We start from the raw sequence: 16,105 nt of genomic DNA on the forward strand, positions 1-16,105 counted from the left end.
GGATCAGTCGGCCCGGCCCCGCCATCGCGCGCCACCCAACACTTCCTCGGTGACCCGACAGCTATAGGTGTTGGGTCACCGAGGAAGTGTTGGGTGGGCGTCGTCGGGACCGGGGGGTGTGGGAGCGGGGGGCGGGTGATCGGGCACCGAGAGATCGGGGCCGCCGCGTGCCACCAGGGCATCGCCCATCGCATCGGCGGTCCGCATCGCGCTGACCACGGTCGGCACCGCCAGCCCCGGCAGGCCGCGCAGCCCGCCCGGTGCCTGCCGCGCGATCCGGGCCTCGCGGGCGCGTCGCATGCCGCCGGCCAGCACGGGGATCGCGCGGATCGCCAGCGCCACCGCGAGGCCGATCCGCGCGGTGGGTACGCCGAGGCGGCGCAGGGGTCCGAGCGCCGCGATCACCGCGTCGAGGATCGCGCTGACCCGGGTGGTCGCCGAGACCGTGACCGCCAGCAGCAACAGCCCGACCAGCCGCGCCGCGGTGCCGGCCGCGGCCTCGGGCCCGCGGCTCCACCACTGGGCCGCGGCCAACGCGACCAGCAGCACGCCGAACGGCGCCAGCGCGGGGCGCAGCAGCGACACCGGCAGGCGCGCGACCAGCCAGGCGATCGCTCCGGCCAGCGCCAGCGCGCCGCTCAGCGCGAGCTGGGGCGCGCCGGTGAGCGCGCCGGCCACCCCGGCCAGCACCCCTGCCGCCAGCAGCGCCAGCAACTTCCCGCCCGCGCCCGCACGATGCAGCACCGTGGCGCCCGGCCGGTACAGCCCGAGGCCGCTCACCGCATCAGCCGATCATGGAAGGCGATCGCGGCCGCCGGGGCGTCGTCGCAGGCGACCCGGCCGGCATCCAGGACCAGGACCCGGTCGAAGTCGGCCAACAGTTCCGGGTGATGGGTCACCACGACCTGCTGCTGGTCCAGCTCCGCCAATGCCGCGCCGAGCCGGCGGGTGTTGCGCAGGTCGAGCAGCGTGGTCGGCTCGTCGGCGACCAGCACCGCCGGCTCCACCAGCAACACCGCCGCCAGCGCCAGGACCTGCTTCTGCCCGCCGGAGAGCAGATGGCACGGGTGATCGGCGTGCCCGGCCAGGCCCCAGCGGTCCAGTGCGGCGTCGACGCGCCGGTCCACCTCGGCCCGCGGCAGGCCGCGCAGCGAGAAGGCCAGATCCTCGCGGACCGTCGGCATGATGATCTGCGCGTCGGCGTCGGGAAACAGGAAGCCCACCAGTCGGCGCGCCCGCGCCGGATGCCTGGCCACGTCGATGCCGGCCACCCGGACCCGGCCGGTGTCCGGCACGGTCAGGGCGTTCAGGCAGCGGACCAACGTCGACTTGCCGGACCCGTTCGCCCCGAGGATGCCGATCCGCCGCTCGGGCAGCGCCAGGTCGATCCCGGCCAGCGCGAGCCGGTCGCCGTGCCGGACGCTGACATTCTCGAAGCTGATCATGGTCGGCCGGCCAGCGCGCCGACGGCGTGCACGCCCGGCTCGGCCGCGACGGCCTCGCGGGCGTACCGGATCACCGCGCGAAGGCGTTCGGCAACGCGCGGACCACGCCGATCGTGATCAGCACCGCCAGCGCGACCTTGATCAGATCGCCGGGCAGGAACAGCACCATTCCCGAGACCAGCGCCTGTGGCCACGGCAACCCGGTGACCAGTTGCAGGACCGGTACGCCGAGGGCATAGCTCGGCACCATCCCGCCGAGCACGCCCGCGACGGCCAGTCCGGCCGCCGCCCGGCCGGGTCCGATCCGTCCCGCGGCCAACCCGCGGACCGCCGGCCGGGACAACAGCCCGACCAGCAGCGCGCTCACCGCGAACCCGATCAGGAACCCGCCGGTCGGGCCGACGAACAGCCCGAGCCCCCCGCGCATCCCGCTGCCGACGGGTAGCCCGATCGCCAGCAACAGCAGGTACAGCAGCACCGCGAGGGTGCCCAGCCGGGGGCCGAGCAGCATCCCGCAGAGCAGCACGCCGAGGGTCTGCAGGGTGATCGGCACGGGACCGACGGGCACCCCGGGCAGGATCGACAAGACGGCGATCAGGGCGGCGAAGACGGCGACCCGAACCAGCGCACGGGCCGCCCCGTCGTTCGATCGGGCAGCGGTGCCGGCGGGGGCGGAGGAGGGATTCTCGGTGCTCACGAGGGATCATTGAACACCATTCAAGTCGCGTGCTGCAGCGCCTGCGCGTCGACCCGCCACGATTCGCCCGGCAGGGCCGCCGGATCGAAGCGCGCCAGCAGCAGCTCGGCGTCCACCGGCTCGCCGGGCGCGGCCAGCCCGAGCGAGCCCGCCAGCAGGCCGAGCACGCGACCGGCCGGCCAACCGAGCTCGGCCATGGTCACCGCGCCGTCGCGCTTGGCGAGCCGCCGACCCTGCGGGTTCACCGCGAGCGGGACGTGGGCATAGCCCGGGGCGGTGCCGCCGAGACGCTCGGCGAGCCAGGCCTGCCGGGGCGCGGAATCCAGCAGATCCGCGCCGCGTACCACCTGATCCACGCCGGCCGCCAGGTCGTCCACCACGACCGCGAGGTTGTAGGCCCAGACCCCGTCCCCGCGGCGCAGCACGAAGTCATCGACCGGACCGGTGTAGCGGCCGGCCAGCGCATCGGTGACGGTCATCGTCCTACCCGGCGGCACCCGCACCCGCAGCGCCGCCGGTCGCTCGGTACGCCGGACCGCGCGCTCGGCCCCGGTCAGGTCGCGACAGGTGCCCGGGTAGGGCCGCCACCCGTCGTGCGGGGCCCGGGAGGCCTCGGCGATGTCGCGCCGGGTGCAGAAGCACTCATAGGTCTCCAGGCCCGCGGCCGCCGCGGCGTAGGCATCCAGCCGCTCGCTCTGCCGGACGATCTCGCCGTCGTGGTCCATCCCCAGCGCGGCCAGGTCGGCCAACTGCCGCCGCGCCACCTCCGGCGCGGCCGCGACCCGCGCGGTGTCCAGATCTTCGATCCGCAGCCGGTACGCACGCCCGGTCGAGCGCGCGAACAGCCAGGCCAACAGCGCCGTGCGCAGATTGCCCAGGTGCAGGTCCGAGGTGGGGCTCGGCGCGTAGCGCCCGGCGCCCGGGCGCGCTTGGTAGCGTTTCGACCCGACCGCGGCGGTCGATTCGCCGGGTGGGAGGGGAGGCATCGCGCCAGCATGGCAGCCAGCAAGTCCGAGCGCATCCTGAACCTGACCATCTGCCTGTTGTCGACCCGCCGCTTCCTCACCCGCGAGCAGATCCGCACGGCGGTCGACGGCTACGCCGGGCAGTCCGACGCCTCCTTCGAGCGGACCTTCGAGCGCGACAAGGACGACCTGCGCGCGATGGGCGTACCGATCCAGACCGGGTCCAACGACGCCTACTTCACCGACGACGTCGGCTACCGGATCGACCCGCGCGACTTCGAGCTGCCGGCGGTCGAGCTGACCGCGGAGGAGGCCGCCGTCGTCGGCCTGGCCGCGCGGGCCTTCGACGCCGCCGGCCTGCGCTCGTCCAGCCAGGGCGCGCTGGCCAAGCTGCGCGCCGCCGGGGTGGACGTCGATCAGCCGAGCGCCGCCGGGGTCGCGCCGGCGGTGCCGGCCCGGGAGCCGGCCTTCGAGCCGCTGTGGCGGGCCGTGGTCGAACGGACCCGGGTCGCCTTCGACTACCCGGATCGGCGCACCGGCGCCCTCGCGACCCGCACGGTGGAGCCCTGGGGGATCACCTCGCGGCGGGGCGCCTGGTATCTGGTCGGCCATGATCGCGACCGCGCCGACCGGCGCGTGTTCAAGCTGTCCCGGATCCGCGGTCGGGTCCGCGTCACCTCGCGGCCCGAGGCCTTCGAGGTGCCTGCGGGCGCGGACACCAGGCGGGTCGGCATCACCGAGACGGGAACCGAACGCACCGCGCTGCTGGCGGTACGCCCCGGCCGGGCGCCGGCCTTGCGCCGGCGCGGCACGGCGCGCGGCGGTGCGGGCGACGGGCGCGAGACGCTGGCCGTCGGCTATCGCAACTCCGCCGATTTGGTCGCCGAGGTCGCGGGCCACGGCGCGGACGTGCTGGTCCTCGACCCGCCCGAGCTGCGCGAGCTGGTGGTCGCGCGGCTCCGGGAGACCGCCGGCGCGTCCGTGGAGGGTACGCCGTGACCGCCGTCGACCAGGTGGCCCGGCTGCTGGCCCTGACGCCCTATCTGCAGGCGCGGCCCAATGCCCCGCTGCCCGAGGTCGCCGCCCACTTCGGCGTCAGCCCGGCGCAACTGCGCGCGGACCTGGGCGTGCTCTACATGTGCGGGCTGCCGGGCCTGTTGCCCGGCGACCTGATCGAGATCGACATGGAGGCCGTCGACGGCCGCGGCGTGATCAATCTCAGCAATGCCGACTATCTGGCGCGGCCGATGCGGTTCACCCCGGCGGAGGTGGCGCCGCTGATCATCGGGCTGGACCTGGTCCGCGGGCTGGCCGGTCCGGGCGTGGTCGAGGCCGTTGACAGCGCCCTCGCCAAGCTGCGTGTCGTCGCCGGCGAATCCGCCGCCGGGGCCGAGCGGCTCAGCGTCGCCGTCGAGGGGGCGGACTCGCCCGTCCGCGCCACGCTGGCCGCGGCGATCGCCGCGGGCCGGCGGGTCGAGCTCACCTATGACGCCGACTCCCGCGCCGAGCGGACCACCCGCGAGGTCGACCCGGCCGAGCTGAGCACGCGCGACGGGTACGCCTACCTCGAGGCCTGGAGCCTGACCGACCCGCCCGGCTGGCGCAGCTTCCGGCTGGATCGGATCGTGGCGGCGCGCGAGCTCGGCGTACCCGTCGAGGACCATCCGGACCGCCCGCTCGCCACCCCGGACTGGGCCGGCGCGCTGGCCGGCGCCCGGCGGGTGCGGCTGCGGCTCAGCCCGCAGGCGCGCTGGGTGGCGGAGTACTACACGACCGAGGATGTCGTCGAGGGGCCCGACGGGGTGCTCGAGGTCAGTCTGCCGGTGCTGGACCCGGCCTGGTTGCGGCGCTTGTTGCTGCAGCGCGGGGCCGAGGTGACCGTGCTCGATCCGCCTGCCGCCGCCGCCGATGCCGCCCGCGCCGCGGCCGAGGCGTTGGCGGCCTATGCGGCGCTCGGTGCCGACCCGGCCGGACCCGCCGCCGGTGGGGACGGCCCCGCCGGACCCGTGGACGGCGCGGACGACTAGGGTTCGCTTCGATGTGGTGGGCGCTGTTGTTCGGTGTGATCGTGCTGATCTGGCTGGTCAGCGCGGGCTGGCTGCTGCTCCGGCTCTACCGCAAGTTCCGCGCCCTGCTCCGGTCGGCCGACCGGCTGACCCGGCAACTGGGGGAGGGCCTCGATCTGCTGGCGCGGGTCGGCGGGGAGTCCGCTGTCGCGCCGGACGCGGACGACGTAAAGTGGAACCGACCCGGGCCGGACCCACACGCCGCGCGTCCGGCCTGAACAGAATCGAGGTAACCAGACATGGCTCCACTGATCGGGACACCGAGCATCTGGACGCTGCTCATCATCCTGGCGATCGCGCTGCTGCTGTTCGGTGGCAGCCGGCTCGCCGGGATCGGTAAGAGCACCGGCCGGGCGATCAAGGAGTTCAAGGAGGAGACCCAGGGCGTCGGGTCGGGCTCGCAGACCACCACGAGCGCTCCCCAGACCCCGGGCGAGACCCAGCGAGCGGCCGACGACGTGACCGAGGCCGAGGTCGTCGAGCGGCCCCGCAGCACCGACCGCTGATCGACCCGCCGCCTCGCCGATGACCGCGACGGAGGCGACCGGCAAGCGCCGTCGCCTGTCCCTGAGTTGGCTCAAGCCGCCGCCCGTCCCACCGGACGGCAACATGACGCTGTTCGAGCACCTGAGGGAGTTGCGCTACCGGGTGGTCGTGGCCGTGATCATCGTCGTGCTCGGCGCCGCGGTCAGTGCGGTGTTCTACCAGCAGTTGCTCGGCCTGCTGCTGCTGCCCTACCAGCGGGCGACCGCGGCGCTCGCCATCAGCCATCCCGGGCTCGCCACCTCGGTGGTGACGAGCGGGGCGAGTGCGCCGCTGCTGCTGGCCATGAAGGTGTCGGCGCTGAGCGGGCTGGTGCTGACCTCGCCGCTGTGGCTCTACCAGGTCTGGGCGTTCATCGTCCCGGGCCTGCTCGCCAAGGAGAAGCGCTGGGCGATCTTGTTCCTCGCCCTCGCGACGCCGCTGTTCCTCGGTGGCATCCTGCTCGGCTACTTCATCATGCCGTTCGCCATCGCCGTGATGCTCGGCTTCACCCCCGAGGGCCAGGGCATCACCAACCTGTTGAACATCGAGGAGTTCCTCAGCTTCATGATGCGCACCATGCTGGTCTTCGGCTTCGCCTTCTTGGTGCCGCTGGTCCTGGTGATGCTGAACATCCTCGGCGTGGTCACCGGCGCGCAGCTCGGCAAGGCCCGCAACTACATCATCTTCGGCAGCTTCGTCGCGGCCGCGCTGATCACCCCGGGTGACCCGATCTCGATGATCGCGCTCGGGATTCCGTTGTCGATCCTGTTCGTGGCCGCGGAGGTCTTCGCGCGGCTGCGCGACCGGGGCCGGCGGCGCCGCGGCGAGCTCGTGGTGGCCGATTCGTGAGTCCCGAGCGCCGCGGGCTGACCCTTCTGGTCAACCCGTCGGCCGGCCGCGGCCGCGCCGGCCGCATCCTGCCCCAGGTCAGCGCCGCCCTGGTTCGGTCGCTGCCCGAGGTCGCGCTCTCCGTGGTCCGCGCCACCGACTTCGCCGAGGCCGATGTGGGCGCGCGTGCCTGCGTCGCGGCGGCCCGGCCCGGTGACGCGCTGATCGTGATGGGCGGCGACGGGATGATGGGCCTCGGCATGGATGCCGTCGCCGGCACCGGCGTACCGCTCGGACTGATCCCGGCCGGCACGGGCAACGACATCTGCCGGGGCCTCGGCATCCCGACCCACCCGTTGGCCGCCGCCCGGCTGATCGCGCGGGGCCGGCCGCGACCCGTCGACGCCATCGCGGTCCGCGGCTCGCTCGCCCGCGGCGGCACCGAGCGGTTCGTCGGCAGCGTCGTCGCCAGCGGATTCGACGCCCGGGTCAACCGCCGCGCCAATCACATCCGGCTGCCGATCGGCTCGCTGCGCTATGCGGCATCGGCGCTGGCCGAGCTGGCCACCTTCGAGCCGTTGCACTACAAGATCACCATCGACGGGCGGTTGCGGGAGCTGCCGGCGATGTTCGTCGCGGTCGCCAACACCGCCTACTACGGCGGCGGGATGCAGATCGCGCCCGGCGCGGATCCCTCCGACGGCCTGCTCGACGTCACCGTGATCCACCCGGTCAGCCGGTTCACGCTGCTCCGGCTGCTGCCGACCATGTACGGCGGTTCCTTTGTCCGCGATCCGTCGGTCGAGCGCTTCCGCACGCCCGCCATCGACATCGACGGCGCCGGGCTGTACGCGATGGGCGACGGCGAGGAGCTCGGGCCGCCCCCGCTGTCGCTGCGCGCCGATCCGGGCGCGCTGCTCGTCTACGCGCCCTGAAGCTCAGGCCGGCTCGACCGGTACGCCGAGCCTGCCGCCCAGCGCCCGCGCGAACTTCTCCACGTTCTTCTTGTGGTTGAAGTTGATGAACTGGGTCGGCAGCGCCGAGGCGGACTCGATGCTCACCCGCGCACCGCGGGCATCGGGGACCACCTCGACCGTCAGGTTCTCGCCCCAGGAGGTCAGCCCGACACTCGTCGAACCACAGATCTGCGCCCCGTTCAACCGGGCCGGCTGGCCGGTCGCGTCGGCCACCGCGTCGAAGGATGCGCGGTGCACCTGCTCCGGGGGCGCCGAGACGACGAAGGACTGGGAATGTCTGCGTGCCACGGTCGGAGTCTGGCACGGCACGGGGGCTACGGTGGGCGGCATGGCCCGGACCTCGACAGCACAGCGGTTCGCCGAGTCCTTCGATTTCGAGCTCGACGACTACCAGCGCGAGGCGATCGATCACATCGAGGCCGGTGCCGGCGTACTGGTCGCGGCGCCGACCGGTGCCGGCAAGACGGTGGCCGGAGAGTTCGCGGTCGAGCTGGCGCTGGAGCAGGGCCGCAAGGCGTTCTACACGACGCCGATCAAGGCCCTCAGCAACCAGAAGTTCCACGACCTGGTCAACCGCCACGGCGCCGACCGGGTCGGCCTGCTGACCGGGGACTCCTCGATCAACGCCGACGCCCCGGTGGTGGTGATGACCACCGAGGTGTTGCGGAACATGATCTATGCCCGGTCGGCGGCGCTGGACAATCTCGGCTTTGTGGTGATGGACGAGGTGCACTACCTCGCCGACCGGTTCCGCGGCTCGGTCTGGGAGGAGGTGATCATCGGGCTCGCCGACTCGGTGCAACTGGTTGCGCTCTCGGCGACGGTGAGCAACGCCGAGGAGTTCGGTGACTGGCTCGACGAGGTACGCGGTGACATCCGGATCGTGGTCTCCGAGCGCCGCCCGGTGCCCCTGTACCAACACGTGATGGTCGGCCGCGAGCTGCATGATCTTTTCGCCGACGAGGCGCCGACGGCCGCGGCGGAGCCCGTCGCCGCGGCCCGGCACGATGTCAATCCGGCGCTGGTGCGCTTCGCCAAGGAGGAGTCCAGGCTGGTCCGCGACGACGCCCGCCGGCCGCGGGGCAGGTCGGGACGCGGCAAGAGCGGGCGGCGCTCCGGTTACGGCGGGGGTGCGCACCGAGATCACCGGGCCAAGGTGCCGAAGCGGTTCCAGATCCCGCGCCGAGGGGATGTCGTCGAGGCGCTGCGCCGCGACAACCTGCTCCCGGCGATCGTCTTCATCTTCTCCCGGGCCGGCTGCGACGCGGCCGTCGGGCAGTTGCTGCACGACGGGGTCGACCTGACCACGCGCGCGGACAAGGCGCGGATCGCCGCGATCGCCGACCGGCACATCGCCGGCCTGTCCGAGGCCGATCTGGCCGCGCTCGGCTACGGCGAGTTCCGCGACGCCCTGTTGCGCGGCATCGCCGCTCACCACGCCGGGATGCTGCCGGCGCTCAAGGAGTGCGTCGAGGAGTGTTTCGTCGGCGGGCTGATCAAGGTCGTCTTCGCCACCGAGACGCTGGCGCTCGGCATCAACATGCCGGCCCGGAGCGTCGTGTTGGAGAAGCTGGTCAAGTTCAACGGCGAGAGCCACGTCGACATCACGCCGGGGGAGTACACCCAGCTCACGGGCCGCGCCGGTCGGCGCGGGATCGACACCGAGGGGCATGCGGTGGTGCTCTGGCAGCCGGGGTTCGACCCGCGGGCGGTGGCGGGCCTGGCGTCGCGGCGTACCTATCCGCTGCGATCGAGCTTCGCGCCGACCTACAACATGGCCGTCAACCTGGTCGGCGCCGTCGGCCGGGACCGGGCGCGCAGCCTGTTGGAGCAGAGCTTCGCGCAGTTCCAGTCCGACCGCTCGGTGGTCGGGCTCGCGCGCAGGGTGAGCCGCAACGAGGAGGCCGCGGCCGAGTTGTGGCAGCGCGCCGCCTGCGAGCGTGGCGACTTCGCCTCCTATGCCAGGTTGCGCGAGGAGATCTCCACGCTGGAGGCGCAGGCCGCGCGCAGTCGGCGCAGCGATCGGCGCGCGGAGGCCCAGGTCGCGCTGGAGGCGTTGCGGCCGGGCGACATCGTCTGGGTGCCGAGCGGGCGGCACGGCGGCTGGTCCGTGGTGATCGAACCGGGGGTCGGCGACGACCGCCAGGGGCCGCGCCCGCTCGTACTGGGCCAGGACCGGCAGGTCCGCAGGCTCGGCCTGGCCGACTTCGCGGTGCCGGTGCAACCGGTCAGCCGGGTCCGCGTACCGAAGCGGTTCTCCCCGCGCGACTCGCATTCCCGGCGCAGCCTGGGCGCGGCGATGGATGCCCGGCTGGCGGAGATCGACGCCACCCCCGAACGGTTCCGGCCCGGCGCGATGGACGCGGAGGTGGCCGCGCGGATCGAGGAGCTGCGCGCCGAGCTGCGCGCCCACCCGTGCCATGGCTGTCCCGACCGCGAGGCCCACGCCCGGTGGGCCGAGCGCGCGCTGCGGCTGGAGGACGAGAACGCCAAGCTCCGGGGGCGGATGCAGACGCGGACCAACACGATCGCGACCCGCTTCGACCGGATCTGCCGGGTGCTGGAGTCGCACGGCTATCTCGACGGTGACGAGGTGACCCGGGAGGGCCGGATGCTGGCCCGGATCTACAACGAGCTGGACCTGGTCGCCGCCGAGGTGTTGCGCGCCGGCGTGCTGGACGATCTCGATCCCGCCCAGCTTGCCGCCGTGCTGTCCAGCCTGGTCTACGAGGCCCGGCGCAGCGACGATCGCCGTCCGGTCTGGCGCGTGGCCGACGCGGCGGCGCAGGCCGCCATCGACGAGGTGTGGCGGATTCATCGGCGCGTCTCGCTGGCGGAGCGGGATGCCCGACTGGAGCGCGGCCCCGATCCCGACGCCGGGTTCGCCGGCCCCGCGCATGCCTGGGCCTCGGGCGCCGGCCTGGCCAGCGTGCTCGGCGAATCCGGGCTGACCGCCGGCGACTTCGTCCGTTGGGTACGCCAGGTGATCGACTTCGCCGACCAGATCGGCAATGCGGCGGGGCAGCTCGGCAATACCGCGGTCCGCGACACCGCGCGCCGGGCCGTCGGCGCCATGCGGCGCGGGGTGGTCGACTTCACCGCCGAGGACGTCGAGGCCGATGAGGGACTGGACGAGGACCTCGCCGACGAGGCGTTCGCGCCCCGGCGTACCGATCCCGGCCGGAGCTGAGCGCGCCAATCGCCTGACAGCCGCCTCCGGGCTGGGTAGGTTGCCGCCACACTGTGACACACATCACGTCTGGCCCGGGTGTGATCCGCCCGGGTCGAACCGGAGGAGACTCATGAAGATTCAACCAGGAAGCGCGGTGCTGGCCGCGACGGCGGCGATCGCGCTCGCCGCGGTCTCGGTGCCGCCCGCGACGGCGGCCCCGGGGGGCAACCCGAACAACCCGAAGAAGTTCACCAAGGCGGTCACCGCCGAGGCGGTGATGGGTCACCTGGAGCAGTTCCAGGCGATCGCCGACGCCAACGGCGGCAACCGGGCGGCCGGTACGTCCGGCTACGAGGAGTCCGCGCGCTATGTGGAGCGGACCCTGCAGGCGGCGGGCTATCAGACCTGGCGCCAGCCCTTCAGCTTCACCTACACCGAGACCACCACCTCGCTGGAGGAGGTGTCACCGACCGCGCGATCGATCGACCAGCGCCCGATGAGCTACGGGCCCGACACCCCGGTCGGCGGCATCACCGGCGAGCTGGTCCAGCCCGCCACCGTGACCGGATGCGATGCCTCGGAGTGGGGTGACACCGACGCCACCGGCAAGATCGCCCTGGTCAGCCGCGGCGCCTGTTCGTTCAGCCAGAAGTCGCTGGCGGCCGGCGAGGCGGGGGCGAGTGCGTTGATCATCTACAACAACGAGCCCGGGATGCTGAACGGCACGCTCAGCGCGCCGAACGAGGGGTACGTGCCGACCACCGGGATCACCCAGGACGACGGCCAGGCGCTCGCGGCCGAGGCGGCCGCCGGTCCCGTGGTCGTCACCTTCAACCTGCAGTCGCTCGTCGAGGAGCGCGAGACCTTCAACGTGTTGGCCGAGACAACGACCGGTCGCGACGACAACGTGGTGATGATCGGCTCGCATCTCGACGGCGCGCAGGAGGGGCCCGGGATGAGCGACAACGGCTCGGGCGCGGCCGCGAACCTCGAGACCGCGGTGCAGATGGCGAAGGTCAACAAGGTCAACAACAAGATCAGGTTCGCCTTCTGGGGCGCGGAGGAGCGCGGGCTGGTGGGCGCGCGCCACTATGTCAACGATCTGGTGGAGAACGACCCGCAGGCGCTCGGCGACATCGCGCTGTACCTGAACTACGACATGGTGGGTTCGCCCAACTACATCATCGGCGTCTATGACGCAGACCAGTCGACCTACCCGGCGCCCGTACCCGTGCCGGAGGGTTCGGCCGCCGTGGAGAAGGTGTTCACCGACTACTACGACAGCGTGGACCAGCCCTGGGTGGACACCGAGTTCTCGGGGCGGTCGGACTACCAGCCGTTCATCGACAACGGCGTACCGTCCTCGGGGCTGTTCACGGGCGCCGACGGCGTGAAGACGCCCGAGGAGGTCGAGCTGTTCGGTGGCACCGCGGGCCTCCTGTACGACCCGAACTATCACACCGCCGCCGACGACATCGACAACATCAACCCGGAGGCGATCGCGATCAACACCAAGGCCATGGCCCATGCGGCGATCGTCTTCGCCTACGACACCTCGATGGTCAACGGCGAGACCAGCCCCGGCAAGTCCGGCAAGATCAAGCCCGGTAACCAGGGCAAGGCGAAGAAGGTCGGCGCCCAGGCGGCTCCGCACCTCGCGGCATCCTGACCGGGGTTGACGGTTCGGCGGGGCCCGGTCGACCGACCGGGCCCCGCGCAGGTCCGCCGGGTTCGCCGGTCAGTGCGCGTCGGAGACCGTGGAGAAGTTGAAATCGGGTACGCGGACCGGCGGCGCGACGGCGTCGGCGAACCAGTCCTGCCACTCCCGGGGCAGCGCCGGCTCGGCGCGGCCGGCCTCGCTGATCCGGCCGAGCAGCGCGACGGGTGACTCGTTGAACCGGAAGTTGTTCACCATGCCGACCACCTCGCCGCTCTCGATCAGGTAGACGCCGTCGCGGGTCAGCCCGGTCAGCAGCAGGGTCTCCGGGTCCACCTCGCGGATGTACCACAGGCAGGTCAGCAACAGTCCGCGTTCGGTGCGGGCGATCATCGCCTCAAGATCATCGCTCCCGCCGGCGTCCATGATCAGGTTCTCGGTGGGGAAGGCGAACGGCCCGGCCGCCGCACCCTCACCGGCGGCCAGGGCGCGGTCCCGGGCCAGGGCGGTCAGGACGCCGTCGCGCAGCCACTCGACGCGGCCCACGGGCGCCCCGTTGTCGAAGATCGACTGCTCGGCGCCCGAGGTGGCGTGCACGATCGCGAACGGCGCGCGTTGCAGCCCCGGGTACGCGGGGTCGCTGACCAGCGATACCGGCAGCGCGGCCAGTCGCTCGCCCTCCCGGGTGCGCCCGTCCGCCGCGGCGAACACATTGCGCCCCTGCGCCGCATCGCGGGCCGACAGGCTCCACGACAGGTAGATCATCAGGTCGGCGACGGCCGAGGGCGGCAGCACGGCCTCGTACCGGCCGGCGGGCAGGTCGATCCGGTTCGCCGACCAGCCGAGGCGCCTGATCAACTCCTGGTGCATCGCGGCGACATCGACATCGGCGAAGTCGCGAACGTGCCGGCCGGTCCAGGCCGACGCGATCATGTCCGGTTGCTTGGCATTGATCTCGATCCGCCCGGATCGTTGGACGTGCCGGCGCCGGGTGCCGGTGCTGGCGCCGAGCCAGGTCGTGGTGACCATCAGCTCGGCGAACCCGAACAGCAGATGATCACGCTCCGCGGCCCGGGCGAAGGCCGACGCCAGCGCCTCGGGTACGCCGTCCAGGGCCGCGGCATCGGTGACCGGCGCGGGCTCGGCGAAGTCGGCGTCGCGCCCGCCGTCGACCAGCTCGGTCGCATCGTCGGCGGGCGCCCCGGCGAGCGCGGCGGCTCGCGCCCGGCCCAGCAGGTCGGCGCAGTCGGCCGCGGAGCCGACCGGACCGCTCGCCGAGCCGGCCGCCACTCCCCGGGTGCCGCTGACAAAGGCGTGGGCCGTGGCCAGCGATTCGTGCAGCACCCCGTTGGTGGTCAGCGCATTGTTCGCCCAACGCAGATTCACCTGGCCGATGTCTTCGACGATCAGCACGGCGTCGCCCTCGGCCCCCGCGAGGGCTTCCTCGACCCACTGCGCTGCGGTCATGCTGCACCACCCTCCGTCACGGTGTTCAGGACGTTCACTCCGCGGAACAGCGCGCTCGGCGAGCCGTGCGAGACGGGGGCAACCTGGCCGGGCTGGCCCTTGCCGCAGTTGGCGGCGCCCGCCAACAGCCAGGTCTGCGGGCCGCCGACCGCCTCCAGCGAGCGCCAGAACTCGGTGGTGGTCGCCTGGTACGCGACGTCGCGGAGCTGTCCGGCGAGGCGCCCGTTGCGGATCCGGAAGAAGCGCTGCCCGGTGAACTGGAAGTTGTAGCGCTGCATGTCGATCGACCACGAGTTGTCGCCGACCACATAGATCCCGTCGGACACGCCGGCGATCAGCCCGGCGGTGTCGGGGCCGTCCGCTGCCGGCTGCAGCGAGACATTCGGCATCCGTTGCAGCGGGATGTGCCCGGGGGAGTCGGCATAGGCGCAGCCGTTGGATCGGGGCAGCCCGAGCAGGGGCGCCATCTGCCGGTTCAACTGGTAGCCGACCAGCGTGCCGTCGCGGATGATGTCGAACTCGGTTGCGGCGACCCCCTCGTCGTCCCAGCCGACGCTCGCCAGGCCGTGTTCGGTGGTGCGGTCCCCGGTCACGTTCATCACCGGCGAGCCGTAGCGCAGGGTGCCGAGCTGGTCCGGGGTGGCGAACGAGGTGCCCGCGTAGGCCGCCTCGTAGCCGAGCGCGCGGTCCAGCTCGGTCGCATGCGCGACGGACTCGTGGATGGTGAGCCACAGATTGGTCGGGTCGATCACCAGGTCGTAGCGACCCGGCTCGACGCTCGGGGCGACCGCATGTTCGGCAAGCAGTTCGGGCAGCTCGGCGATCTCCGCGTCGAAGTCCCACCCGTCGCCGAGCAGATACTCCCAGCCGCGGCCCGCCGGCGGCGCCAGGGTGCGCATGGTGGCGAAGCCATGATCACCGATCGTTGTCGCGGTGAACGACGGCACCGTGCGCACCCGGTGCTGGCGGGTGCGGGTCCCGGCCAGGTCGGCATAGAACTTCTCCTCCGACACCGCCAGCAACGAGGCGTCGGCATGATCGACACCGCGGCCGCCCAGCAGCGCCCCGGACAGTTCGACCAGCCGGTCGGTGATCAGGTCGTCGGAGACGTCCAACGGGTCGAGCCGGAAGGCGGAGCGCCAGCGGCCGTCGGGGTGGGCCGGCTCTGCTGCCAGCTCGACCGGAACGGACAGCGGCGCCGATGCGCGGGCGATGGCCACGGCCCGCTCGGCCACGCGGGCCGCCGCGCCGGTGTCCAGGCTGCTGTCCGCGGCGAAGCCCCAGGCCCCGTCCACGATCACCCGGACGCCGATCCCGGCGGTCACGGAATTCGTCGCGGATTCGGTACGCCCGTCGCGCAGTCGGCGGTGCAGGCTGCGCGAGCTCTCGATCCGCACGTCGGCATGCCGGGCGCCCAGCTCCGTGGCGCGCTGCAGCGCTGCGTCGGCGAGCGCGTCCACGGGGAGTTGATCAAGCGGCATCGGGCGAGCGTAGCGTCCCGGCCGGCGGCACGCTCACTGCGGTCGCAGGCGCAGGCCCTGCATCCCGCCGTCGACCGCGAGGGCGGTCCCGGTGGTGGCGCCGGCGGCGGGGGAGGCCAGATAGGCGACGGCCTCCGCCACCTCGGGTGCGCTGACCAGGCGACCGGTCGGCTGGCGGGCGTCCAGGGCGGCCCGCTCGGCAGCCGGGTCGGCGGCGCTGTCCAGCAGGCGGCCGATCCACGGAGTGTCGACGGTGCCGGGATTGACACAGTTCACGCGGATTCCCTCGCGTACGTGGTCGGCGGCCATCGCCAGGGTGAGCGAGAGGACGGCTCCCTTCGACGCGCTGTAGAGGGCGCGTTGCGGCAACCCGGCCGTCGCCGCGATGGAACAGGTGTTGACGATCGCCGCGTGCTCGGAACGCCGCAGCCAGGGCAGGGCGGCTCGGCTGACCCGGGCCATGCCGAAGACGTTGACGTCGAAGACCCGTTGCCACTCGCTGTCGGGATTGTCCGCAACCGTGCCTTGGGCGCCGATGCCCGCGTTGTTGATCACGATGTCGAGGCCGCCGAGCTCGTTGCCCACCCGTTCGATCGCGGTGCGGACCGAGGCATCGTCGGTGACATCGCAGGCCACGGCGAGGAAGCGCTCGTCGGCGCCGTCGGGATTCACGTCGAGCACGGCCACACTCGCGCCGAGTGCCGCGAGCCGATCGGCGATCGCGGCGCCGATGCCCGACGCGCCGCCGGTGACCGCTGCCACCAGTCCGCGCAGGGGGCCCGGGGTGCTCGATTGGTTCATGATCATCCTCCGTCCCGGGCACGT

Annotated in this window: 16 protein-coding genes; 8 read left to right on the forward strand and 8 right to left on the reverse strand. The window is 72.8% G+C overall.

Annotated elements, in window-relative coordinates; genetic code table 11:
- Positions 1-75: 75 nt before the first annotated feature.
- The 4 genes from GGQ54_RS15035 to gluQRS form a co-directional block, all read right to left on the reverse strand.
- Positions 76-780 (reverse strand): CbiQ family ECF transporter T component, encoded by a 705-nt coding sequence (locus GGQ54_RS15035; protein WP_179446092.1) that lies wholly within the window; start codon positions 778-780, stop codon positions 76-78.
- Positions 777-1,445 (reverse strand): energy-coupling factor ABC transporter ATP-binding protein, encoded by a 669-nt coding sequence (locus GGQ54_RS15040; RefSeq protein WP_179446093.1) that lies wholly within the window; start codon positions 1,443-1,445, stop codon positions 777-779. The genes GGQ54_RS15035 and GGQ54_RS15040 overlap by 4 nt, the downstream gene beginning before the upstream one ends.
- A 70-nt stretch (positions 1,446-1,515) precedes the next feature.
- Positions 1,516-2,142, reverse strand: coding sequence for a biotin transporter BioY (locus GGQ54_RS15045; RefSeq protein ID WP_179446094.1), 627 nt, complete (start codon positions 2,140-2,142; stop codon positions 1,516-1,518).
- 20 nt (positions 2,143-2,162) lie between these two features.
- Positions 2,163-3,128: a tRNA glutamyl-Q(34) synthetase GluQRS gene (gene gluQRS / locus GGQ54_RS15050; RefSeq protein WP_179446095.1), complete on the reverse strand. Its 966-nt coding sequence runs from the start codon at positions 3,126-3,128 to the stop codon at positions 2,163-2,165.
- A 9-nt stretch (positions 3,129-3,137) separates the two neighbouring features.
- On the opposite strand from gluQRS, the gene GGQ54_RS15055 reads away from it, so the two are divergent.
- Genes GGQ54_RS15055 through GGQ54_RS15080 form a run of 6 tightly spaced genes read left to right on the forward strand, consistent with a single transcriptional unit; the run spans position 3,138 to position 7,461 of the window.
- Positions 3,138-4,106, forward strand: a complete 969-nt coding sequence (locus GGQ54_RS15055) for a helix-turn-helix transcriptional regulator (RefSeq protein ID WP_179446096.1) — start codon at positions 3,138-3,140, stop codon at positions 4,104-4,106.
- Positions 4,103-5,134: a WYL domain-containing protein gene (locus GGQ54_RS17700; protein ID WP_179446097.1), complete on the forward strand. Its 1,032-nt coding sequence runs from the start codon at positions 4,103-4,105 to the stop codon at positions 5,132-5,134. The genes GGQ54_RS15055 and GGQ54_RS17700 overlap by 4 nt, the downstream gene beginning before the upstream one ends.
- An 11-nt stretch (positions 5,135-5,145) precedes the next feature.
- Positions 5,146-5,391, forward strand: coding sequence for a hypothetical protein (locus GGQ54_RS15065; protein ID WP_179446098.1), 246 nt, complete (start codon positions 5,146-5,148; stop codon positions 5,389-5,391).
- A 21-nt stretch (positions 5,392-5,412) separates the two neighbouring features.
- Entirely contained in the window at positions 5,413-5,679 is a 267-nt protein-coding gene (tatA, locus tag GGQ54_RS17705) for a twin-arginine translocase TatA/TatE family subunit (RefSeq protein ID WP_179446099.1), read from the forward strand.
- Positions 5,680-5,698: 19 nt separating this feature from the next.
- Positions 5,699-6,547 (forward strand): twin-arginine translocase subunit TatC, encoded by an 849-nt coding sequence (tatC, locus tag GGQ54_RS15075; protein WP_179446101.1) that lies wholly within the window; start codon positions 5,699-5,701, stop codon positions 6,545-6,547.
- A complete protein-coding gene (locus GGQ54_RS15080; RefSeq protein WP_179446102.1) occupies positions 6,544-7,461 on the forward strand; it encodes a diacylglycerol kinase family protein in 918 nt (305 codons plus the stop codon). Before tatC ends, GGQ54_RS15080 begins: the two co-directional genes overlap by 4 nt.
- A 3-nt stretch (positions 7,462-7,464) precedes the next feature.
- Here GGQ54_RS15080 and GGQ54_RS15085 read toward each other — a convergent pair whose 3' ends face one another.
- A complete protein-coding gene (locus tag GGQ54_RS15085; RefSeq protein WP_179446103.1) occupies positions 7,465-7,791 on the reverse strand; it encodes a hypothetical protein in 327 nt (108 codons plus the stop codon).
- A gap of 40 nt (positions 7,792-7,831) precedes the next feature.
- Between GGQ54_RS15085 and GGQ54_RS15090 the strand changes: the two genes are divergently transcribed.
- Positions 7,832-10,693, forward strand: coding sequence for a DEAD/DEAH box helicase (locus tag GGQ54_RS15090; RefSeq protein ID WP_179446104.1), 2,862 nt, complete (start codon positions 7,832-7,834; stop codon positions 10,691-10,693).
- A gap of 112 nt (positions 10,694-10,805) precedes the next feature.
- Entirely contained in the window at positions 10,806-12,344 is a 1,539-nt protein-coding gene (locus GGQ54_RS15095; RefSeq protein WP_179446105.1) for a M20/M25/M40 family metallo-hydrolase, read from the forward strand.
- 69 nt (positions 12,345-12,413) lie between these two features.
- On the opposite strand, the gene GGQ54_RS15100 is transcribed toward GGQ54_RS15095, so the two are convergent.
- The 3 genes from GGQ54_RS15100 to GGQ54_RS15110 are packed head-to-tail and all read right to left on the reverse strand — an operon-like array spanning position 12,414 to position 16,081.
- Positions 12,414-13,799 (reverse strand): metallopeptidase TldD-related protein, encoded by a 1,386-nt coding sequence (locus tag GGQ54_RS15100; RefSeq protein WP_179446106.1) that lies wholly within the window; start codon positions 13,797-13,799, stop codon positions 12,414-12,416.
- A complete protein-coding gene (locus GGQ54_RS15105) occupies positions 13,796-15,280 on the reverse strand; it encodes a TldD/PmbA family protein (protein ID WP_179446107.1) in 1,485 nt (494 codons plus the stop codon). Before GGQ54_RS15105 ends, GGQ54_RS15100 begins: the two co-directional genes overlap by 4 nt.
- A 33-nt stretch (positions 15,281-15,313) precedes the next feature.
- A complete protein-coding gene (locus GGQ54_RS15110) occupies positions 15,314-16,081 on the reverse strand; it encodes an SDR family NAD(P)-dependent oxidoreductase (protein WP_179446108.1) in 768 nt (255 codons plus the stop codon).
- Positions 16,082-16,105 lie beyond the last annotated feature (24 nt).

Origin of the sequence: Naumannella cuiyingiana (assembly GCF_013408305.1) — a bacterium.
Lineage (GTDB): Bacteria > Actinomycetota > Actinomycetes > Propionibacteriales > Propionibacteriaceae > Naumannella > Naumannella cuiyingiana.

Excerpts from the sequence above, each read along its gene's own strand:
- GGQ54_RS15100 (WP_179446106.1), bottom strand. The coding sequence starts at position 13,799 with ATGACCGCAGCGCAGTGGGTCGAGGAAGCCCTCGCGGGGGCCGAGGGC.
- tatC (WP_179446101.1), top strand. The coding sequence starts at position 5,699 with ATGACCGCGACGGAGGCGACCGGCAAGCGCCGTCGCCTGTCCCTGAGT.
- GGQ54_RS15040 (WP_179446093.1), bottom strand. The coding sequence starts at position 1,445 with ATGATCAGCTTCGAGAATGTCAGCGTCCGGCACGGCGACCGGCTCGCG.
- GGQ54_RS15110 (WP_179446108.1), bottom strand. The coding sequence starts at position 16,081 with ATGAACCAATCGAGCACCCCGGGCCCCCTGCGCGGACTGGTGGCAGCG.
- GGQ54_RS15065 (WP_179446098.1), top strand. The coding sequence starts at position 5,146 with ATGTGGTGGGCGCTGTTGTTCGGTGTGATCGTGCTGATCTGGCTGGTC.
- gluQRS (WP_179446095.1), bottom strand. The coding sequence starts at position 3,128 with ATGCCTCCCCTCCCACCCGGCGAATCGACCGCCGCGGTCGGGTCGAAA.
- tatA (WP_179446099.1), top strand. The coding sequence starts at position 5,413 with ATGGCTCCACTGATCGGGACACCGAGCATCTGGACGCTGCTCATCATC.
- GGQ54_RS15095 (WP_179446105.1), top strand. The coding sequence starts at position 10,806 with ATGAAGATTCAACCAGGAAGCGCGGTGCTGGCCGCGACGGCGGCGATC.
- GGQ54_RS15055 (WP_179446096.1), top strand. The coding sequence starts at position 3,138 with ATGGCAGCCAGCAAGTCCGAGCGCATCCTGAACCTGACCATCTGCCTG.
- GGQ54_RS15090 (WP_179446104.1), top strand. The coding sequence starts at position 7,832 with ATGGCCCGGACCTCGACAGCACAGCGGTTCGCCGAGTCCTTCGATTTC.
- GGQ54_RS15105 (WP_179446107.1), bottom strand. The coding sequence starts at position 15,280 with ATGCCGCTTGATCAACTCCCCGTGGACGCGCTCGCCGACGCAGCGCTG.